At 38.9% G+C, this 18,949-nt stretch carries 24 protein-coding genes; 8 read left to right on the top strand and 16 right to left on the bottom strand.

Annotation, left to right across the window (positions count from 1 at the left end):
• Positions 1 to 138: 138 nt before the first annotated feature.
• On the top strand, positions 139 to 783 hold the full coding sequence (locus BT797_RS05220) for an HAD-IA family hydrolase (protein ID WP_045109763.1): 645 nt from the start codon (positions 139 to 141) through the stop codon (positions 781 to 783).
• A gap of 29 nt (positions 784 to 812) precedes the next feature.
• Here BT797_RS05220 and BT797_RS05215 read toward each other — a convergent pair whose 3' ends face one another.
• Positions 813 to 1,718 carry a LysR family transcriptional regulator gene (locus BT797_RS05215; RefSeq protein WP_045109762.1) on the bottom strand — a complete coding sequence of 302 codons (906 nt, stop codon included), beginning with the start codon at positions 1,716 to 1,718 and terminating at the stop codon, positions 813 to 815.
• A 177-nt stretch (positions 1,719 to 1,895) separates the two neighbouring features.
• On the opposite strand from BT797_RS05215, the gene BT797_RS05210 reads away from it, so the two are divergent.
• The gene (locus BT797_RS05210) at positions 1,896 to 3,065 is read left to right on the top strand and encodes an FAD-dependent monooxygenase (protein WP_045109761.1); all 1,170 of its coding nucleotides are present in this window, start codon (positions 1,896 to 1,898) and stop codon (positions 3,063 to 3,065) included.
• Positions 3,066 to 3,242: 177 nt separating this feature from the next.
• On the opposite strand, the gene map is transcribed toward BT797_RS05210, so the two are convergent.
• The 3 genes from map to BT797_RS05195 form a co-directional block, all read right to left on the bottom strand.
• Complete coding sequence (gene map / locus BT797_RS05205) at positions 3,243 to 4,028, bottom strand: type I methionyl aminopeptidase (protein WP_045109760.1); 786 nt, start codon at positions 4,026 to 4,028, stop codon at positions 3,243 to 3,245.
• Positions 4,021 to 4,245 carry a ParD-like family protein gene (locus BT797_RS05200; protein ID WP_045109759.1) on the bottom strand — a complete coding sequence of 75 codons (225 nt, stop codon included), beginning with the start codon at positions 4,243 to 4,245 and terminating at the stop codon, positions 4,021 to 4,023. The genes map and BT797_RS05200 overlap by 8 nt, the downstream gene beginning before the upstream one ends.
• Positions 4,246 to 4,687: 442 nt before the next feature.
• Positions 4,688 to 5,107 carry a hypothetical protein gene (locus BT797_RS05195; protein ID WP_075471265.1) on the bottom strand — a complete coding sequence of 140 codons (420 nt, stop codon included), beginning with the start codon at positions 5,105 to 5,107 and terminating at the stop codon, positions 4,688 to 4,690.
• 257 nt (positions 5,108 to 5,364) lie between these two features.
• Here BT797_RS05195 and BT797_RS05190 point away from each other — a divergent pair, with 257 nt between their 5' ends.
• Both BT797_RS05190 and BT797_RS05185 read left to right on the top strand, forming a co-directional pair.
• Positions 5,365 to 6,216: an AraC family transcriptional regulator gene (locus tag BT797_RS05190; RefSeq protein WP_075471264.1), complete on the top strand. Its 852-nt coding sequence runs from the start codon at positions 5,365 to 5,367 to the stop codon at positions 6,214 to 6,216.
• Between the two features lie 46 nt (positions 6,217 to 6,262).
• A complete protein-coding gene (locus BT797_RS05185) occupies positions 6,263 to 6,868 on the top strand; it encodes a LysE family translocator (protein ID WP_075471263.1) in 606 nt (201 codons plus the stop codon).
• A 21-nt stretch (positions 6,869 to 6,889) separates the two neighbouring features.
• On the opposite strand, the gene BT797_RS05180 is transcribed toward BT797_RS05185, so the two are convergent.
• Entirely contained in the window at positions 6,890 to 7,120 is a 231-nt protein-coding gene (locus BT797_RS05180; protein WP_244534137.1) for a DOPA 4,5-dioxygenase family protein, read from the bottom strand.
• Between the two features lie 597 nt (positions 7,121 to 7,717).
• Between BT797_RS05180 and BT797_RS24515 the strand changes: the two genes are divergently transcribed.
• The 4 genes from BT797_RS24515 to BT797_RS05165 all read left to right on the top strand — a co-directional run bounded on the left by BT797_RS24515 (position 7,718) and on the right by BT797_RS05165 (position 10,413).
• A complete protein-coding gene (locus BT797_RS24515; protein WP_280173705.1) occupies positions 7,718 to 7,846 on the top strand; it encodes a hypothetical protein in 129 nt (42 codons plus the stop codon).
• Between the two features lie 21 nt (positions 7,847 to 7,867).
• Complete coding sequence (locus BT797_RS24510) at positions 7,868 to 8,188, top strand: ATP-binding cassette domain-containing protein (protein WP_052678279.1); 321 nt, start codon at positions 7,868 to 7,870, stop codon at positions 8,186 to 8,188.
• A 21-nt stretch (positions 8,189 to 8,209) separates the two neighbouring features.
• On the top strand, positions 8,210 to 9,061 hold the full coding sequence (locus BT797_RS05170) for a siderophore-interacting protein (protein ID WP_045109754.1): 852 nt from the start codon (positions 8,210 to 8,212) through the stop codon (positions 9,059 to 9,061).
• A gap of 113 nt (positions 9,062 to 9,174) precedes the next feature.
• Positions 9,175 to 10,413 (top strand): leucine-rich repeat-containing protein kinase family protein, encoded by a 1,239-nt coding sequence (locus BT797_RS05165; RefSeq protein ID WP_075471262.1) that lies wholly within the window; start codon positions 9,175 to 9,177, stop codon positions 10,411 to 10,413.
• Positions 10,414 to 10,530: 117 nt separating this feature from the next.
• Here BT797_RS05165 and BT797_RS05160 read toward each other — a convergent pair whose 3' ends face one another.
• From BT797_RS05160 to BT797_RS05105, 11 genes are all read right to left on the bottom strand, one after another.
• On the bottom strand, positions 10,531 to 12,021 hold the full coding sequence (locus tag BT797_RS05160) for a SulP family inorganic anion transporter (protein WP_075471261.1): 1,491 nt from the start codon (positions 12,019 to 12,021) through the stop codon (positions 10,531 to 10,533).
• A 302-nt stretch (positions 12,022 to 12,323) separates the two neighbouring features.
• Positions 12,324 to 12,764: a YccF domain-containing protein gene (locus BT797_RS05155; protein WP_045109751.1), complete on the bottom strand. Its 441-nt coding sequence runs from the start codon at positions 12,762 to 12,764 to the stop codon at positions 12,324 to 12,326.
• Between the two features lie 225 nt (positions 12,765 to 12,989).
• A complete protein-coding gene (yddG, locus tag BT797_RS05145) occupies positions 12,990 to 13,907 on the bottom strand; it encodes an aromatic amino acid DMT transporter YddG (protein ID WP_075471260.1) in 918 nt (305 codons plus the stop codon).
• 188 nt (positions 13,908 to 14,095) lie between these two features.
• On the bottom strand, positions 14,096 to 14,374 hold the full coding sequence (locus tag BT797_RS05140) for a peptidylprolyl isomerase (RefSeq protein ID WP_075471259.1): 279 nt from the start codon (positions 14,372 to 14,374) through the stop codon (positions 14,096 to 14,098).
• A 90-nt stretch (positions 14,375 to 14,464) separates the two neighbouring features.
• The gene (locus BT797_RS05135) at positions 14,465 to 15,817 is read right to left on the bottom strand and encodes an SPFH domain-containing protein (protein WP_075471258.1); all 1,353 of its coding nucleotides are present in this window, start codon (positions 15,815 to 15,817) and stop codon (positions 14,465 to 14,467) included.
• 146 nt (positions 15,818 to 15,963) lie between these two features.
• Positions 15,964 to 16,473: a GNAT family N-acetyltransferase gene (locus tag BT797_RS05130; protein ID WP_045109748.1), complete on the bottom strand. Its 510-nt coding sequence runs from the start codon at positions 16,471 to 16,473 to the stop codon at positions 15,964 to 15,966.
• Positions 16,474 to 16,501: 28 nt separating this feature from the next.
• Positions 16,502 to 16,906 carry a bleomycin resistance protein gene (locus BT797_RS05125; RefSeq protein ID WP_045109747.1) on the bottom strand — a complete coding sequence of 135 codons (405 nt, stop codon included), beginning with the start codon at positions 16,904 to 16,906 and terminating at the stop codon, positions 16,502 to 16,504.
• Positions 16,907 to 16,940: 34 nt separating this feature from the next.
• Entirely contained in the window at positions 16,941 to 17,534 is a 594-nt protein-coding gene (locus BT797_RS05120; protein WP_075471257.1) for an HAD-IB family phosphatase, read from the bottom strand.
• Complete coding sequence (locus BT797_RS05115) at positions 17,531 to 17,920, bottom strand: NUDIX domain-containing protein (protein WP_075471256.1); 390 nt, start codon at positions 17,918 to 17,920, stop codon at positions 17,531 to 17,533. Before BT797_RS05115 ends, BT797_RS05120 begins: the two co-directional genes overlap by 4 nt.
• A gap of 35 nt (positions 17,921 to 17,955) precedes the next feature.
• Positions 17,956 to 18,324: a VOC family protein gene (locus BT797_RS05110; protein ID WP_075471255.1), complete on the bottom strand. Its 369-nt coding sequence runs from the start codon at positions 18,322 to 18,324 to the stop codon at positions 17,956 to 17,958.
• A 102-nt stretch (positions 18,325 to 18,426) separates the two neighbouring features.
• Positions 18,427 to 18,867 (bottom strand): YtoQ family protein, encoded by a 441-nt coding sequence (locus BT797_RS05105; RefSeq protein ID WP_045109744.1) that lies wholly within the window; start codon positions 18,865 to 18,867, stop codon positions 18,427 to 18,429.
• Positions 18,868 to 18,949 lie beyond the last annotated feature (82 nt).

Genomic DNA, 18,949 nt, shown 5'->3' with positions numbered 1-18,949 from the left:
GCCTCTTCTCTCTTGGTTTGTTATGTCTCTATTTTTTCTCTCTTTATGGACATAATCCGAAGACAGTATATAAAAACGTAACAATAAAATTAACGAAAGAACGTAACAATTAGTCAATTATTTTAATGGATGGACTTTATGAATATTACTACCTGCCAAGGATTTATTTTTGATGTTGACGCTACTCTCGTAAACACAACTCAGGTTATAAATAATATTTGGAAAACATGGGCATCACAAAAAAACATTGAATTTTCAGACATATTTCCTCATGTTCATGGGCGTAAAATAATCGAAACGCTTACATTAGTAGACCGCCAATACTCAAATGTTGATGAAGAAAATACGGTGAAAGATATTGCTATTCATGCAATGAAGTCTGCCACTGAAATTGAAGGTGCATTAAAATTTGTTAAAAGCATACCGAAAAATTCATGGGCTATAGCAACGAGTGGGCCTAGAAAAGTAGCAGAAACGAGTTTACTTGCATCTGGGTTTGAACTTCCAGATAGCATGGTTTGCGCCGAAGATGTAACTAATGGGAAACCTCATCCTGCTCCATTTATTTTAGCGGCTCAAAATCTAGGTTTAGATCCTCGACGTTGTATCGCATTTGAAGATTCTCCAGCAGGAATAAAATCAGCAAAAGATGCTGGATGTTTTACTGTTGCCTTGTTAACAAGTCATAAAAAATCAGATTTAGCGTTAGCGGACTTAATCGTCGATAGCTTTTCGGTTTTCTCTATTAGACAAACAAATGCTGCCTATGAGCTAAGTTGGTAAAGAGTTAATGGGAAACCCGAAAGTTAACTTCATATAAATTGAGCTAAATCGGCTTTTAAAAAATCAATAAATACCCTGAACTTTTCAGGGCGAAATACTCGATGAGAGTATACTGCGTATAGGTTTAACGGTGCGGCCTTGGATGCAAAATTTAATTCAATGAGACTGCCATCTTTTATATGTTCATCACAAGCATGACGAGAAAGGATAGCAAAGCCAACCCCCGATAAGGCTGCCTTAAAAGCCATTTCGCCGCTGTTCACTTTAAAGTTACTAGACACGCTTATGTGATGAAACTCCCCACTGTCTTTAATAAATTGCCAAGCTTTCCCTTGGAGTGCAGTTGCAGTGGTGATGCAAGGTAATGCTCTAAAATCACTGATGTTACTTGGTTTACCCCATTGCTTAATGACTTTGGGTGCTGCCACAATGCAACATGGGAACTCAGCTAGTTTTTGTGCAATATAATCACTGTCTGGTAGATCCCCCCTAGTTACAATAATTGCAATGTCGATATCCTCAATTAAGGACTCAAATCCGGCTAAGTTCGTCGTACAGTTAATACTGATTTCAGGATATTTTAATGAAAAATCAATAATAGAATCCCCCAATAATTTGGGGCCCATTTCACTCGGAATACAGAGCCTTAGTGGGCCTTTAAGTTGCGTTTTATTGGATGTGATGTCAGATTCGAGTTGCGCTAAGGCGTCGAGTAATGCACCAGACCGAGAATAAAGTAGCGCACCTGACTCGGTTAATCTCATATGTCGGGTACTTCGTTCAATTAAGCGGACTTGTAGCTTATCCTCTAATTGTGAAATAGTACGACTCACGTTTGAAGATGGCATTTGTAATGCTTTTGCAGCGCCGATAAAACTGCCTTTTTCAGCCACCAAAGAAAATATTCGGAGTGAAATAAAATCAATATTACCCATTACACCATCCCATTACTGATATCAATAAGTCCAACTTATACCAGCTAATAATCATAAATGATATGAATTATATTGTTTGTCATTAATAACTATTCAGCTAAAAAAGAGATAACTGACAAGACTCAACATGAGCTGAATGCACGTTTTCCCTACATTATTAGGAATAAGGACTCATTTATGAAAATAGGTATATTAGGCGGCGGTATCGGTGGATTAAGTACTGCCATTGCATTGAAGCAAGCAGGCTTTGAGGTTGATGTCTATGAACGACATAGTCGACCAAGCGAGATTGGTGCCGGTATTGTATGCTGGCCGAATGCTTCATTTGTTTTAGACCAACTTGGAGTGTTAAGCCAAGTAGCCAAAGTGGCAGGTTCACTCAACTATATGCACCGTTTTTCTAGTCATGGCGAACCGCTAGGTTCATTAGACATAACTCAACTAAATCAATTAATGGCATACCCTAGCTATTCTATTCTTCGTAAAGATTTGATGGCGATATTGACTCAACGGACTCTTGAACTGGATATCAATATACATTACCAACATGATGTAACTTCACTTTCAAATAACGATAACAACAAAGTTTGTGTGCAATTTACCAATGGTAAAAATATCGAACCAGATATCATTATTGGCGCTGATGGCCGTATGAATTCATTTGCGAGAAAGTATGTAAATGGTAATAACGATCCTGTTTATCAGGGTGTTGTTAATTGGATTGGTGTATTTGAGTGTAAAGATGAGATTTTCACTGACCTTTCAGTTTCAGATTATGTGGGAGTTGGAGAGCGTTTTGGAATAGTACCTGTATCAAAAACAAAAGCTTATTGGGCTGGATGTGTCGTATCTAAAAATATAGACGAGGTAAACCCTGACTTGTATAAATCCGAACTCTGTTCACTGTTTGCTAGTTGGCCTGATCCTATTATGAAGATCATCGATGAAACACCTTTATCCCGGATTAATAAAATTTATGTTCATGATCATAACCCAATAAAAATCTGGCATAAAAATAATGTCATATTACTCGGTGATGCTGCGCATTCTGCTTTACCCACTTCTGGTCAAGGAGCTTGTCAGGCGCTGGAAGATGCATGGCACTTTGTTCATTGTTTAAAAGAAAATGTGAATGATATATCTAAGGTATTTAAGCAGTTTACCAAGTTAAGATCGGCTAAAACGTCAAAAATTACAATGGGTGGTCGCCAAGTCGCCTCATCTATTTTCAACCAAGAGCAAGGGTTTTGTAAACAGAGGAATTTAGCGAGTAAAAATATGGATCATAAAAGCACTGTTATTGGTATCGCTAAACTCTGGACTAACGGCTTACCTATCAACGTTTAGCACTGTCGTAAATTTCGGAGCTTAAGCGATAATCAGTTTCTGTGGCTCATTGGCTTAGCGTCGTTACTCACTTATAATATACCCATATCAACTTGTCATACATCTTCTCATGTCAGGAGTTTGGTGGTTTCTCATATCACATTATTTACAGTTATGGATTGAAAACGGTGCCCAGTATTAATTGGCAGGATACTTTTCCTCTTCACGTAAAGTTAGTACATCATAACCTGAACTTGTTACTAATACCGTATGCTCAGATTGAGCTGAAAGTTTCTTATCTCGAGTAACTACTGTCCAACCATCTTTTTTGTTTTTTATTTTCGCTGAGCCTTGATTCACCATTGGTTCAATGGTGAACACCATGCCTTCCTTGAGTAGAAGACCTTGGTTTGGAGAACCATAGTGACTAACTTGTGGTTCTTCATGCATTTCTCTGCCAATACCGTGACCACAATATTCTCTTACTATGCTGTAACCATAAGACTCTGCATAACGTTGAATCGCATATCCGACATCGCCAAGTCTGGCTCCTGGTTTTACCTGTTTGATACCAGCCCACATTGCGTCATACGTGACTTCAACAAGTTTTTTAGCTAAAGGAGATGCGTCTGGCATAACAAACATTTTGCTTGAATCAGCAATAAAACCATCCTTTTCCAAAGTAATATCTAAGTTGATGATATCTTTACTTTTCAGAAATTGAGTTACTTTAGGTACGCCATGACATACAACTTCATTGATAGAAGAATTTAAAACATACTGATAGTCATATTGTCCCTTACTTGCAGGGCGAGCCTTTAAATCATTAACAATAAAGTTTTCAACTTTGTTATTGATATCCATTGTTGAAATGCCAGGCTTAATATAAGAATCCAGCATATGAAAAACCTGAGCAAGTAACTTTCCTGAATTACGCATTAGTTCTATTTCAGTCGTTGTTTTAATATTCACGCTATTATTCATCATCCGATCCTTCGACTACTGTTAGATTTGAAATCGATACTTCTGCTGATTTCATAAGATCCGCTATGATTTGATTGAATGAAAGTTGAGGGTGAAGCTCTGCTAGCATGCCAATTTTCATCCAAAATTCAGCTTGTGAATTAATAGAACGTGACATAACTGAACTGGCTTTTCTTACTTCTGCATGAAGCTCTTCTGATATTTTTACAATGCCCATTGATATGCGATTTGTATATAAAACGTATATGTATTGTATGTCATCGATATTTGGTGAGTCAAGGTTAGTTTATAATACTCGAAGAATATTCCTGTTGGATTTGTAATAGAAACGTTATCCAAAGCTATCTTGTTGGTGCATAAGCTCTAAGCCGTTTATGTCCACGAACGAGTTAGCTAGCCTAGTTAACAAAGTGTAGTTAACAAAGAAAATCAGTCATAATATGCTTATATAGGTTTGCTATGTATTTTTTAATACGATGATTGTGAATTATTTCTCACATAACATAATTCACAAGAATGAACCGAAAAACAGACCGTTCTGGTCAGTACTGTTCTACCCTCAGCTAAAGCAAAGGGTTTACCTCAAACGTTATTTGATAAAAATGGATAATATCGTCCTGAAAAATGGATTTACTTAATCAATTTTGCGACACAACCGCTCACAGGCCAAGACTTACGTTATTCGCGACTTCAAGCCTATCTAAAACATGTACAGGTATGTTGTGAATAAACTCTGATAGGTCAATTGAAAATGGGCTGGTAACTCCAGAACGACACATAATAAGGTTCATTCCAACAAGCAAAATTTTAGGTGTAGTACCATCCCATCTCAATTTAGCTTCAATTTCAAGATCACTGACGTTAATACCACAGCTTAAAGTTCTTGCTGTCAAAATAGCATTTTCAATTTGATAACCACCAACAATCGCAATTGGTAATTTTTTTTCTGAGAAAATGTTCGGAACTTCCGTGGCCGACACGCTAGTTAAAGTTGGGGGGGTAATCGCATTGCTGGCTGCAACACTAATGCTAGGTAACAATACAGCAGCTGATAATAATAGTGGAATGGTAAATTTCATTTTTTGTCCTTTTATTAAAACTTATTTAAGATTAAATATCTTAGTTCGAAATGAATTAAATCATGTAAAATACAAACCTGCAAAATAGCACCACCTAAGAGGTAGCGCAATGAGACGTAAGTTCAAATCAGATCGGGATTAATGGAATGCATGTAACATAAATAATTTATTAAAAACGCACAAATATTCTAGATTCAGATCTCATTTTATATTTAACTAAGTAGAGTGTGTATTTACGTTTACAAGGAAGTATTGAAATGGCTGAGCTAGCGCCTAAGGATTGGCTTGAATTAAGTAAAGATGATGATACTGGGATTGAAACAATCAGAGCGCATTTTAACGGTCATGCATATGATCCGCATTGGCATGACAGTTATTTAGTCGGCATCACTGAACAGGGAGTTCAACAGTTTAACTGCAGACGTAATACCCACACATCTTTATCTGGTGGTAGCTTTCTACTTGAACCAGGGGAAATACACGACGGCAAAGCACCTGAATATGGTGGCTTTACTTATCGAATGCTCTACATCCCACAAGACTGGATAAAGGACAAATTTTTAACCCTATTCGATAATATACCCAGTAGTTTTGAGCTTAACTTTGATACCACGCTATCGAATAACAAAGCACTGTCAGCCAGTATTTCATCTGCATTTTTATCGTTACACCATCAAGACCCGAAGATAGTGAAAGATGCTTGCTTAGATCAGATGTTAGAAAAGCTAACCATCAATTTAGACTGGAGAAAAAAACAGTCTAAATCACTTGAAGTTGATGTTATTGCGCTTAAAACACAAGATTTCTTACATGCCAATATTTATACCGATATAGGCTTAGAAGCCTTGTCTCGTGCGGTTGATACCGATCGGTTTAGAATAAACCGAGCATTTAAAGCTGCCTTTGGCCTTTCCCCTCATGCTTATTTGATTCAGCTTCGCTTGGTAAAAGCACGCCAATTACTCTCTCAGGGCTATCAGCCTATCGATGTAGCTAGCGAACTATGCTTTGCCGATCAAAGCTATCTAGGACGTTGGTTTCGTCGAGTCTATAAATTAACACCTGCAAATTATCAGCAGCTCTGCACAAATCATCCAGACTATCGCTGACAATACCGAGATACTAATTACATCGTCAATTTAATGGTATCTTGTTATGACTACTTTATATTTAAACTTTTTGTTATTTGCTGTTGTTATCTCTATAACTCCAGGTCCAACAAACCTTATCGCGTTAACCCTTGGTCATCGATACGGCATTAATTCTGCTTTCGCTTTTATCATTAGTGCTGCAAGTGCTGCGTCGTTAATTCTCTTATTAACAGCGCAAGGTATTGCCAATATATTTATTACTTACCCTCTACTACAACAAACAATGGCATGGATAGGCTGCACATGGTTAATCTGGTTATCTTGGAAATTGTATTGGACACCCGCTATAGCAACAGCAGATAAAAGCGATGCCTTTACAAGGCCGAGTTGGATTCAAGGTGCAGGCTTGCAATTCATTAACCCTAAAACATGGTTTATGGCCATGACCGTCAGCAGCTTATTCAATACTGCTGACTCTCATAGCTTCAATCACAACCTAACCTTAGCAATAATATTCTTCTTCGTTGCTTGTAATACGCTTGTTTGCTGGACATTACTCGGACAATTAACAAGAAAAATATTAAGCAGCACAAAGCAAAATGATATCACCAACAAAATACTTGCAGTTTTACTTTTGCTATCTGTGCTGTCGGCTATGTTCACACTGTGAGAAATAAGCGATGCGCTTTTCCTATTTAAAGCGAGATAAATCAAGTGTAATGGGCGTTCCTAACCATTGCACATATTCAGTGTGATCAATTAAATTATCGCCTGTCACTGCATGCAACAATATCGATATTCCTTGCCTATTTTCAATACACCAAGGTACAAATACATCAAAATCGTCTGCAGTGAAAGAGGCTTGAAAACTCCACTGTGGATGCGGTCCTACTGGTTTGGTATTGAAATTACCGACATACAAACCCAATTCTTCATTGATGCTTGTGCGTGTACTCGTGATGATTCATCAAAATAAAAATGTGCATGATAATTGTCATGACCATTAACGGGCATATCCATAAATACCTCATAAAATAGAGCTATAACATTGGCTTATAAAACAAAAGATTCAACAAAACACAGTTCCCTGATTCACCAAATGACATTTATTAACAGTGCTTTACATTCAATCACTGCTTTACATCATTTACCTTTAATTTACTGGTCATCGATGTTTATTTTAGTATAAGATAACAAATACGAGCAATTATCATTTGTGTTACCATTAATATGAAACGAACAGTTGTAGCAACTTTATTTGGTTTATTATTCTCTGCGAATGCTTTATCTGAAAGGATCATAGTCTCTCATCAGCTCGGTAAAACAACATTTTAACTTTTCAACCACGCTCAGTGTCGTAATCAATTTTGTTGGTGGTTTGTATTTCTTATCGCTGCTTGTTAGACAAAAATTCACTAGCCTTGCGCTTTAATAAAGTAAGTAGAATACCTAAACGTGATTTCATTAAAGGTGAAGTCACAGTAATTATTGGCCCGAACGGCGCGGGAAAAATACCGTATTGTCGATGGCAAGTCGCTTATTAAATAAAGACAGTGGTAGTGTCATTATCGACAATCAAGACATATTAGATTGGGATTCTAAAGCACTGGTGCAAAAGCTCGCAGTATTACGCCAGTCTAACAAGTAACGTCAATTAGCCTTTATTGCCATGGTAGTAGCTCAAGATACCGATTATGTATTTTTGGATGAACCATTAAACAATCTCGACATCAAACATTCATTACAGATAATGAAAAATATCAAAATCTTGGCTCATGAATTAGGTAAAGCAGTTGTTATTGTGATCCATGATATCAACTTCTCATCTTGTTATTCAGACAATATAGTGGCACTTAAGCAAGGCAAGGTTGTCGCGAACGGGTCAGTCTCAGGAATCACTAACCAAGAAACATTGTCAGCGATTTACGACACTGATTCTGATATTCACGAAATCAACGGTAAGCGTATTTGCATGTACTACGAGCAATAGCCAAATTATTAAGGATATAAAATGAGTAAGAACCCAAACAGCAGAGTATTAACCGTTATAGACAGCCAGCAATTAACGCCTAACATGCAGCGCATTAGCTTTCAGGCTGATGAGCTGTCTGACTTCCCTTCTGATGCAGCAGGTGGCTACATTAAGCTACTCTTTACCGAACAAGGTAACACTGACATCTCACAACTAACGGCAGATGAACGTCCGAAAATGCGCACTTATACCATCCGTCATTTACGCCAAGCGCTCAATCAATTAGATGTTGATTTTGTTCGTCATGAACACTTAAGCATAATTGATAATAACAGTGATGATAATAGCAAGGGTTGTAACAGTAGTATTGGTGGCTTTGCCGCAGCATGGTCACAGTCTGTAAGTATCGGTGATACGATCTCGATTGCTGGACCAGGGATGATTAAACCCGTCAATATTAATACCGATTGGTACTTCTTAGTCGCAGATATGACAGCTCTCCCCGCCTTGTCAGCACAACTCACTAAGCTACCAACAGCAGCCAGTGGTTATGCGGTTATCGAAATTAACCATCAAGATGACAAGCAAACCTTAGTCAAACCCGAGGGTATCGAGATTATTTGGGTTGTCGCCGACGACGCTAAGACAAACTTACTGACTCAAGTTAAAGCATTAACGTGGCAGCAAGGTGAGGTATCAGTTTGGTGTGCTTGTGAATTTTCGGCTATGCGAGCCTTACGTGTTTACTTTAGGAATGATAAATCCGTCGACAAAGATAACCTGTATATCAGCAGCTATTGGAAATCGGGTTGCACCGAAGATGGTCATAAAATTGCCAAGCGTGATGATAATTTAGCTGAAGACTCTTTAGCTAAAAAACGTGTGCAGTAATAGTCTGGCTTCTCCCTACTAGCTCCGTCTAAATATCACTGAGATTCCCCTTTATCAGTCATTTTCGAGTAAACTAGCCCGGTTTGTATCTTTCTAACACGGGCTAAATTATTTTGCATACTCTATCTCAGCTAAAATCTGGTGAATTAACAGGTATTAAGCGTTTATCATTATCAGAAAACCTAACCGTTTTCCCATTGGAAATCTTATCACTGGCTGATAGTTTAGAGATCCTCGATTTATCAAATAACCAGTTAACGAGCTTGCCAGCAGAGATTGCCCAGTTAACGAAGTTGAAGATCTTGTTTGCATCAAACAATCAATTTATAACGCTACCAGAAATACTTGGCCAGTGCCCTAATTTAGAAATGGTTGGCTTTAAATCAAACCAAATTAACCAAGTACCAGAATCCTCTCTACCAACAAAATTACGTTGGTTAATCTTAACGGATAACCGAATTGAAGTATTACCAGATTCATTAGGTGAACGTCCACGCTTACAAAAATTAGCTCTAGCAGGTAACTGTTTGACTGAATTACCACAGACTATGTCTCAGTGTAATAACCTTGAGCTGGTACGTATTTCAGCTAACCGCCTAACAGCATGCCCAGAGCAGTTGTTTGGCTTGCCGAAACTGGCTTGGTTTGCATTCTCGGGCAACCCATTTAGTCAGTCTGATGTATCGATTGATAACGTGCCACAATTAGCATCATCAAGCTATAAGTTACAAAACGTACTGGGACAAGGCGCATCAGGCGTGATCTCAAAAGCCGTTTGGAATAAGCAACAAACGCAATTCCCTGATGAGATTGCAGTTAAAGTATTCAAAGGTGAAGTCACCAGTGACGGTTATCCTGAAGATGAGTTACAAGCTTGTTTAAAAGTCGGTAACCACCCTAGCCTGGTGCAATCGCTTGCCCAGGTAAAAGAAGACAGTTACTTAGCCCTGATCATGAACTTGATCCCTTCGCACTATGCAAACTTAGGTCTACCACCATGCTTTAACAGCTGTACACGTGACACCTTCCCAACAGACTTTAACTTGTCGATTGTGCAAATTGGTAAGATAGTCACACAGATGGAAGACGTGTTTGTTCATTTACACGATAACCAAGTTTGCCACGGCGATCTGTACGCACACAATACGCTGTTTGATGTGGATGCTAATATCATCTTTGGTGATTTTGGTGCTGCGACTATGTATCACATGCTAACTGACATACAGCAAGCACAAGTCAAACAAATTGAACTCCGGGCATTACTGCATTTTATTGATGATTTATTACGTGTTTGTGTTGAAGAAGATAAAGAAAGTGAAGCGTTTAAGCGTCTTAAACAACGTTTTGGATAAAAACTAAAAGAGCGCTATTTTCGTCTGATACAATTGTTCAATATAAAAGTGCAGCCAGATGGCTGCACAAAATAATCGATAGTCTGGTTTGTTAAGTCATTATCAGAGATAACACCACTAGTGGCTCATCACTGCACTATTTTGTAGCTCTGGTTTATCATAAATGGCGAACTTACTGATCAGTGTTTCACTACTATCATTCATCCCTATTATGTCTACAACCGCACCCAACTTCCTAAATTTAAATATCACCTTATCTAATGCTGCAACTGAGGTAATATCCCAAAAGTGTGCATCAGATAGATCTAAGGTAATCCTATTGGCCACCTTTTCGAATTCAAATAACCCGATAAAGTGATCAGCTGAAGCAAAGAATATTTGACCATGTACCTTATGAGTGACATGCTCGCCATCTATAACCACTTCATCTCTGACAGCCAATATATGGCGACTTTTATTCGCATAAAATAACGATGCTAAGACAACTCCGGCTAATACACCGAGTGCCAAGTTATGAGTAATCACAACCACCACCATAGTTGACAGCATAACCATATTACTCGATAAAGGATGATGCTTTAGATCTGTAATCGACTTCCAGGAGAAGGTACTGATAGCCACCATAATCATAACCGCAACCAGCGCCGACATTGGAATTAACTTCACCCATTCACCTAAGAAAACGACCATAATTAGTAAAAATATCCCAGCGGCCAAACTAGATAACCGACCTAACCCACCCGATTTTATATTAATAATAGATTGACCAATCATTGCGCAACCAGCCATTCCTCCCATTAAAGACGCACCAATATTAGCAATACCTTGGCCTTTACACTCTCTACTTTTGTCACTTAATGTATCCGTTAAGTCATCGACAATACTCGCAGTCATCATAGACTCAAGTAGTCCGACTGCCGCCAATCCTAAAGAGTAAGGTAAGATTATCCACAAAGTATCAAATGTGATTGGCACATCTGGCCACAGAAATATTGGTAATGAATCCGGTAAACTCCCCAAATCACCAACAGTACGGATATCAATACCAGTATACATAACAATAGCAGTCAACAAGACGATACACACAAGTGGAGATGGGATCAGAGTACCAATTTTAGGTATTCTCGGAAATAGATAAAGCACAGCTAACCCAAGTCCCGTCATAGCATAAACATGCCAACTTACATTGGTCAATTCGGGTAGTTGTGCCACAAAAATAAGTATCGCCAGCGCATTGACGAAACCAGTGATCACAGAACGAGAAACGAACCGCATCAAGTCCGCTAGTCTAAGATAGCCTATCGCAATCTGAATTATTCCGGTGAGAAGTGACGCAGCCAATAGATATTCCAAGCCATAATCTTTGACTAAGGTAACCATTAATAAGGCCATTGCACCAGTTGCTCCGGATATCATGCCTGCTCTTGCGCCAGTAAAAGCAACGATAACGCAAATACTGAATGAGGCGTACAAGCCAACCTTAGGGTCAACTCCGGCAATGATAGAAAAAGCGATAGCTTCGGGAATAAGTGCAAGTGCAACGACAACGCCAGACAGCAAGTCGCCGCGGATGTTGGACATCCAATCGGTTTTGAATTTTTTAAACATTAAATCTCTACTTTTCATCAGGTAGCCGAAATCGATTCAGAGACCTGAAAATTAAGTTATAAATTTAGGGCGCAGGAAGTCACTGAAAAACAGTAAGACAGGCGCGAGTGAAGTATGATACTTGGTAGCTATAAAGCTAGGAGAGGGAAGTTCTGGGGCTAAGGCGGCGTAATTATCACGTTATTTAACAACTCCTTTCATCTACATTAAAGTGGATTATATTCTAGAGTCAGTATTCTACGCTTTTTACACTTAATTTCACGGTTTTTATAATATTTTATTTATTACGCTGTATATTTTTATTAAAGCTTAAACTTATCATTTTTATAGCGTGCCATTGCAGCAACGTCTTTATCTACAATCGTTTGGCCGATTGGTGCAAGCGAAATAACAGCTAATTTCAAATGTTGCAGTGCAAATGGAATACCGATGATAGTCACGAAACAGGCTATAGCAGATATCACATGGCCGATTGCCAGCCAAACACCTGCGAATATAAACCACAACGCATTACCGATGAAACCAAAACTGCTGGTACCGATATCCTCTGCGCAAGTTAATTCATCTCTATAGATGGCTTCTTTACCAAATGGAAAGAATGAGAAACCCGCGATAACAAAGCAAGATCGCCCCCAAGGGATGCCAACAATACTCATAAACGCTAATAGACCGAATAGAACCCATACAAGCCCCATGACAGCTCCACCAAACAGAAACCAGATTATGTTGCCAATTGTTCTCATACTATCGCCCTATATTCTCTAAAACTAAATTAATCACAGTACATCAGGCATTCGACTACAAAAAAACACTTTAATTCAAGATTTATGATCTGACCTATGTAATTTTAGCTTTCATTATGTATTGCGGGCCCGCACTACCACCAAGGTATAGCTCTCCAGTGTCTTCTAAACCCGCTTTTTGATAGCAACTTACCGCAGCTAAATTCTGATATTTAGTTAAAATAACTATGAATTAGATTTAACCTGCACCTTTATTACTGATTTTTCACGCGTCAGCCACCAGCAAATTAACGACGCGATAGTCACCATGATCACGCCCTCCCAAAATTTAGTCGTCAAGTCGATATTTAATATCATTGCAGAAAAGAAGGTCGATAAGATTGGCGTGAAATAAGATAGCGTGACTAAAAAAACCATGTTGCCGCCGATAATGCCGATATTCCACAGCGCATAACCACTGCCCATCACGATGCCCGCGAGTAACAAGTCAAACGTCGCTTCCGTCGTAAATACCATAGTAGGTTCATTGCTTATCAAGTATTTAATCCAAAGCGCAATCGCAGTACCAATAAAGAACCAAGTAATACCATTCATACCATTGGCTAGTTTCTTCGTTATGTTGCAATACAGCGCCCAAATGAATGCACCAAAGAACGCCATTGAATAACTGGCGGGGTTGGTCGCAATATTACTGGTTAATTGGCTAATCGAAATACCTTCATCACCACCCACTGTCCATGCGACACCGAAAAATGACAGGGCAATCGCGGGGTAAAGTAGCTTGTTAACAGGTTTGCCACTGATAAATACCGCAAGCAAGACTGTTAACGAAGGCCACAAGTAGTTAATTACGCCCATTTCTACCGCTTGGGTGCGGTTATTTGCCATTCCTAATGCCAAAGATAAGCAGATTTCATAACTGACAAACAGTCCACCGCCAATGAGTAAATAGCGAGGAGGAAAGCTTTTAAGCTTAGGAGCGCCTAAAACAATCAGCAAAAATACAGAGCTGACAGTGTAAATCATCGCAGCACCGCCAATGGGACCTAACTGCTCGGCAACATTACGGATAAGCCCAACGATAGTGCTCCAAAGTAAAATAGCGAGACAACCTGCAAGGGTGAATTTATGGGAATTAATCAAGTGAACACCTTTAAAATATTTCAGTCGTGGATAGTACAGTCAAACAATGACGAGCATGCACTTATTATTTGAATCTAAGCTACTTTTCTTGGTACAGGGGTAATAAAATACTGGGTGGAATTTAAGCTTGGTTTGAATAGCAGAGATATTCCTCGCATCACGAAAGATACGAGGAATATAATTGATTATTAGCTACGGCTAGTAACTTCTAATAAATGATAACCAAATTGTGTTTTCACTGGACCTTGAACTGTATTTACAGGCGCTGAAAATACAACTTTATCGAACTCAGGAACCATCATACCTGGGCCAAACTGACCTAAATCACCGCCTTTAGCGCTTGAAGGACAGTTTGAATTTTGCTTTGCAACATCAGCAAAATCAGCACCAGCTTCAATTTGTGTCTTTAGTTCATTACACTTTGCTTCGTCATCTACTAAAATGTGTCGTGCAGTTGCTAGAGCCATGTTTTTTTCCTTTGTTTTACGAGGTGGTATAAATTAAAATCAGTGTAAGACAAAAAAATAAAAAAGGCGAGAAATGGTTAATACCATCCTCTACTCTTTAACTAAATCACGGTCATAACTTAACCTTTTCGCGGCGTCTAAAGTAAGCATTTGCATGAAGGCTTTCGTCTCATAATCATTACCGACAGGAGCACCTCCAGCTCCTCCACCGCTACCAAACACATTCGTCGGTACTTGCCGTTTCGCATAAGCTTGCGCCCACAACTGTTGGATCTTTATTTCTGCATCTAACTTTTGCGCCAACGCATTATCAGCCTGTAAAATCACTTCTTTTTGATACGCCTCTGCGTCAGCCAGTGTGCGCTGAGTTTTAGCTTCGATAATAGCTTTTTCGAAATTAATTTGTGCTGTTTCACGGTGAATTTCCGCTTCTGCTTTTAACTTCTCAGCACTCGTAATAGCCAGTTGTTTATCCGTTTCAGCTTCTGTGGTTTTTTGGATTTGATCCACTTTTGATTGCGCTTGTCGTTCAGCAACTTCACGCTCACCACGTGCGATGACCAGTAAACGCTGCTCTTCTTCTTGCACACGTTGTTCGCGTGCAATCGCTCTATCAGCCGATGCTTTTTGTTTCAATTGCATACGCTCGATAAATTTCTGATTTGGATTCATGTCAGTAATTAATGCGGATACTACCGTGATACCAAAGTCGGTAAATCGTTGGGTTTTACGCTGCGGTAAACCATCAGTATCAAGTACTTTACGAACCACAAATATCGTTTTTGTATCTTCACCATATTCTTCCTGCTCACTACCTAATGCAGCATTAGCAGACGCAGAAGCTGTCTTCATAGATCGAACAACTACTTCTTCACGTTTTACTAAATAAATACCATTATTCATTTGATGTTCAAATTCAGAATTAAACTCAGTACGTCCACCAGCATAGTATTCTTCGGCAGTCATTAATGAGGCATTAGCTTGTAATGTTTCCTTAAAAGCAGGTAGTAAGGCAGTTCGTAGCAAGTTTTCAGGAGAACAATACTCATGGGCTAACTTGAGGAACCCTTCTTCATCAGAAGGTATAGAAAATCGTACAGTTGCTTCCGCTTTCGCATCCACTTGATCTAAAAACATGATACTCATTGGCGGTAAACTTGCAGACGCTGAATCTTGGTCTTTTTCAGCCGTAATGGCATGTTTAATTGCCCCCGAAGCCGCCTGAACTGTCATCGCACGTTTCCAAGCATTATAGCGGCCAAATGGATAAAATTTATAACCAATTTCAGTCACTACAGCTTCGTTACCCGTTACCGTTCGTACATGATAGATGTATCCCGGTTCGGCATAAAAAAATGATTGTGAAACTACATATAGCATGATCGATAAAATCACCCCACCTAACGTACCTTTAGCTATTTTTGATTTTATATCTGCATCCATTGCGAAGTACCCTTTGCCCGTTTATTTGAGTAAAAATTCTAAACGAAACTATCAGCACAGCGTAGAAATCACAATTAAATAGCGAAAAACCATACTTTTTTGAGCTGATTAAGGCCTTACTAGAAGGTATATGACGATGATGTAATTTAGCAAAGGGAATTACGGATACTCTTTTCGAAATACTGAATTGGCATTCCTTGATGCAGTCCTTGCTCACGAGATTCGAAGCCGAGTTTGAAAAGTATATGCTGAGATGCCGCATTCTCAGGTTCCGTTAACGCTAAGATTCTCTGGTAGCCAAGCTGTCTTGCGAGCTCTAGCACTGCTTGACTGGCTTCAAACGCGTAGCCTTTACCTCTAGCAGACAGTTTTAAGCGATAACCTAATTCGACAGCTGCATTATTGTGATAATCGAATGACTCAATACCGCAGTATCCAATTAAATCATTGGAAGATTGTTCGATCACCGCAAGCTTACCAATGCCGTGATTTTTAAAGGCGTTTAAGAGTAATTCAAAACGGGATTCAGCTTGCGATTGACTCATTGCACCTGTCGGAGAGTACGCCATGAAATCAGCATTGCTTAATAGCGTAACGACAGTATCTTTATCACCTTCTACAAACTTTCGTAATATGAGTCGTTCTGTGAGTAGCATCTATATCATCCCTGTGTTTGACGTCGAATTAACTGTCTTCACAAAACCGAAACAGGTATCCATTAGGGTCTTGCACAATGAATTGTTTTTGAGTGACTAGCTGGTCATTACATCCATAGGTTTTCGTTTCCAGTTCCATATAGATAGAGCTTGGTGATAATGACTGAATACGGACATAGATATTATCAATATCGTTTGTATCCCACTGAAAATTAACACCACGGCCAAATGGTACATTCATATCACCCGTTAGCCATTTTCTTCCTTCGCTATTTAACCCTTCTAACATCAAATCAACGCCATCTAACGTTAGAAATAGAAACTGTTCTTCTGGACGTTGATACTTAATACTGAAGCCAAGAATATCGACATAAAAGTGCTTACTTACATCAATATCAACACAGTAAAGCTCTGGTACAACTCTTAAACTCATCAATAGACTCCGATTATTGAAACAAGAACTTCCGCTAAGCAACTTCACGCCATTGATAAAACTTTGTTTGAGCTAATTCCAACATAGGTAAGTCCTCTTTGGTATCTCCATATGCGAACACTGAATCAAACTTTAATAGATCAATACGATGGTTGATTAAAGTAACTTTGTTATCACCACCACAATCACCGTGTACGTAATTACCGGTAAGTGCTGCACCTTTTGATTCCAATTCACTACATATCAATTCTATATTGTGTTGTAGACACCAGAAATAAAGGTATGGATTTAACGACGCAGAGACAACTACAATTTTATCACCTCGGGCTTTGTGCCAGTTAATCTGCTCTATTGCAGTTTGCCTTAATATCGAAGGTAAATACTCCAAAGCAAACTTTTTTCCCAGCTCGAACACCCGTTTTTCACTGCGATTCCAAAATGCGAATTTAGCTAAGATTGGTCTAATTTTAGCGGCCGGAAATAAGCCTGTTTTGTGTAATAAAATAACGGGTGATAGTAGTATCATACCCGCAAATAAACGGCTTTTAGGTGTAGCAAAGAAGATGAATTTGGTAAACGCGTCTTCGTTGGTAATAGTGCCATCAAAATCAAAGAAAGCGATATTCATACTAAATACCTTTTTAAGGCAGCTATTATCGGCGGTATTGTCGGTGCGTAAACACGAGGTATTGCTTCAATATCGAACCAAGTCACTTCTCGGCATAAATGCGGTTCGGCGTTAATGATTTCACCTTGCCAATCATCACACACATAAACGTAATGCTGACAATCGACATTAGGATCAGATAACTGAATTAAAAAGTTGAGATTGATAGGATCAACCCCCACTTCTTCTAATGATTCGCGAATGGCACTTACTTGCGGGGCTTCGCCAAGTTCAATTCGACCGCCAGGAAGACTCCACTGCTGATCAAGAAATTCAGTGTTTTGACGAAAGCTAAGCAGTACTTGATAACCTTTGATGAAAACAATTTGGACTACATCCTGATACATAACTTATCCTTAAATCGTAAGCTTTTGTGTAAAGCTTACGGCTTGCAATGAAAATTTAGTTTATTACCATCTAAATCTCTAAAGTAAGCGCAATAGAAGCCACCAGAACGCACACCAGGGTCACCTTCATTTTGCCCGCCTAAGGCTAATGCTTTTTTATGCAGCTTATCGACCTCTTCAGTCGAAGAAACACTTAAAGCAACCATGGTGCTATTGCCATAACTCGCATCTTCACCATCAAAGGGGTTACCGATTGCGAGCATAGGTTTGTCTTCACCAAAACTCCACGCTAAGAATTTTTTTGAATCAGCTACTTTTTTAGCACCCATCATGTCCATTAAAGCGCTGTAAAAATAACGCGAAACGTCGATGTTTTGTGACCCTAACATTACATATCCAATCATTCATATTCTCCTATGCGGAATTAAATTAACCTTATTTTGCAGTAAACAGTGTTGGAGGCAATAGCTGTTGTGACCGATTCTATTTAATACTTATTAAACTTGTTATTTAGCGACCAAATATGTCAATATTTCCACTATTTGGTTTGGTGTCGTAGCCCAAGATTGCGCCGAACCATCAACTTCTTTCAAAGCGTGGATCAAGCTTTCATCATGTAGGGTAATATAAGGTTTACCTAAAGCAGCGCAGTAACCAGCATCAAAGGCTGCATTCCATTGTTTATATTTATCACCAAAGCGTATGACCGCAAGATCACAATTTTTGATCGCGGTTTGAATACGGATCGCATTCACTTTTGATGATTTATGATCTCGCCAAAATGACGTACTTTCTTCACCTAGACAATCGCCAGCTGAATCACTTGCTTCATGATTCGTTATTGCTGACGTAAATTGAATATCGAGGCCTTTCTGTTCGCAGCCACTGATAATTTGTTCGCGCCAATCACTGTGGATTTCACCTGACAAATAAACAACGTATTTCATTAATTTTACCTATTGAATTGAAAATATAGTAACAATACCCTAACAATTTAAAGCAATAAGGTAAACGGCCGCGGTAACAGAA

Origin of the sequence: Moritella viscosa (genome assembly GCF_900120065.1) — a bacterium.
In the GTDB taxonomy this organism is placed as follows: Bacteria; Pseudomonadota; Gammaproteobacteria; order Enterobacterales; family Moritellaceae; genus Moritella; species Moritella viscosa.
The sequence above is the reverse complement of the archived record's forward strand: the minus strand, read 5'-3'. Positions and strand labels throughout refer to the sequence as shown.

What these genes read in the sequence shown, in the direction of transcription:
- BT797_RS05220 (WP_045109763.1), top strand. Translation starts at nt 139, where the DNA reads ATGAATATTACTACCTGCCAAGGATTTATTTTTGATGTTGACGCTACT.
- BT797_RS05215 (WP_045109762.1), bottom strand. Translation starts at nt 1,718, where the DNA reads ATGGGTAATATTGATTTTATTTCACTCCGAATATTTTCTTTGGTGGCT.
- BT797_RS05210 (WP_045109761.1), top strand. Translation starts at nt 1,896, where the DNA reads ATGAAAATAGGTATATTAGGCGGCGGTATCGGTGGATTAAGTACTGCC.
- map (WP_045109760.1), bottom strand. Translation starts at nt 4,028, where the DNA reads ATGAATAATAGCGTGAATATTAAAACAACGACTGAAATAGAACTAATG.
- BT797_RS05200 (WP_045109759.1), bottom strand. Translation starts at nt 4,245, where the DNA reads ATGGGCATTGTAAAAATATCAGAAGAGCTTCATGCAGAAGTAAGAAAA.
- BT797_RS05195 (WP_075471265.1), bottom strand. Translation starts at nt 5,107, where the DNA reads ATGAAATTTACCATTCCACTATTATTATCAGCTGCTGTATTGTTACCT.
- BT797_RS05190 (WP_075471264.1), top strand. Translation starts at nt 5,365, where the DNA reads ATGGCTGAGCTAGCGCCTAAGGATTGGCTTGAATTAAGTAAAGATGAT.
- BT797_RS05185 (WP_075471263.1), top strand. Translation starts at nt 6,263, where the DNA reads ATGACTACTTTATATTTAAACTTTTTGTTATTTGCTGTTGTTATCTCT.
- BT797_RS24510 (WP_052678279.1), top strand. Translation starts at nt 7,868, where the DNA reads ATGGTAGTAGCTCAAGATACCGATTATGTATTTTTGGATGAACCATTA.
- BT797_RS05170 (WP_045109754.1), top strand. Translation starts at nt 8,210, where the DNA reads ATGAGTAAGAACCCAAACAGCAGAGTATTAACCGTTATAGACAGCCAG.
- BT797_RS05160 (WP_075471261.1), bottom strand. Translation starts at nt 12,021, where the DNA reads ATGTTTAAAAAATTCAAAACCGATTGGATGTCCAACATCCGCGGCGAC.
- BT797_RS05155 (WP_045109751.1), bottom strand. Translation starts at nt 12,764, where the DNA reads ATGAGAACAATTGGCAACATAATCTGGTTTCTGTTTGGTGGAGCTGTC.
- BT797_RS05140 (WP_075471259.1), bottom strand. Translation starts at nt 14,374, where the DNA reads ATGGCTCTAGCAACTGCACGACACATTTTAGTAGATGACGAAGCAAAG.
- BT797_RS05135 (WP_075471258.1), bottom strand. Translation starts at nt 15,817, where the DNA reads ATGGATGCAGATATAAAATCAAAAATAGCTAAAGGTACGTTAGGTGGG.
- BT797_RS05130 (WP_045109748.1), bottom strand. Translation starts at nt 16,473, where the DNA reads ATGCTACTCACAGAACGACTCATATTACGAAAGTTTGTAGAAGGTGAT.
- BT797_RS05125 (WP_045109747.1), bottom strand. Translation starts at nt 16,906, where the DNA reads ATGAGTTTAAGAGTTGTACCAGAGCTTTACTGTGTTGATATTGATGTA.
- BT797_RS05120 (WP_075471257.1), bottom strand. Translation starts at nt 17,534, where the DNA reads ATGAATATCGCTTTCTTTGATTTTGATGGCACTATTACCAACGAAGAC.
- BT797_RS05115 (WP_075471256.1), bottom strand. Translation starts at nt 17,920, where the DNA reads ATGTATCAGGATGTAGTCCAAATTGTTTTCATCAAAGGTTATCAAGTA.
- BT797_RS05110 (WP_075471255.1), bottom strand. Translation starts at nt 18,324, where the DNA reads ATGATTGGATATGTAATGTTAGGGTCACAAAACATCGACGTTTCGCGT.
- BT797_RS05105 (WP_045109744.1), bottom strand. Translation starts at nt 18,867, where the DNA reads ATGAAATACGTTGTTTATTTGTCAGGTGAAATCCACAGTGATTGGCGC.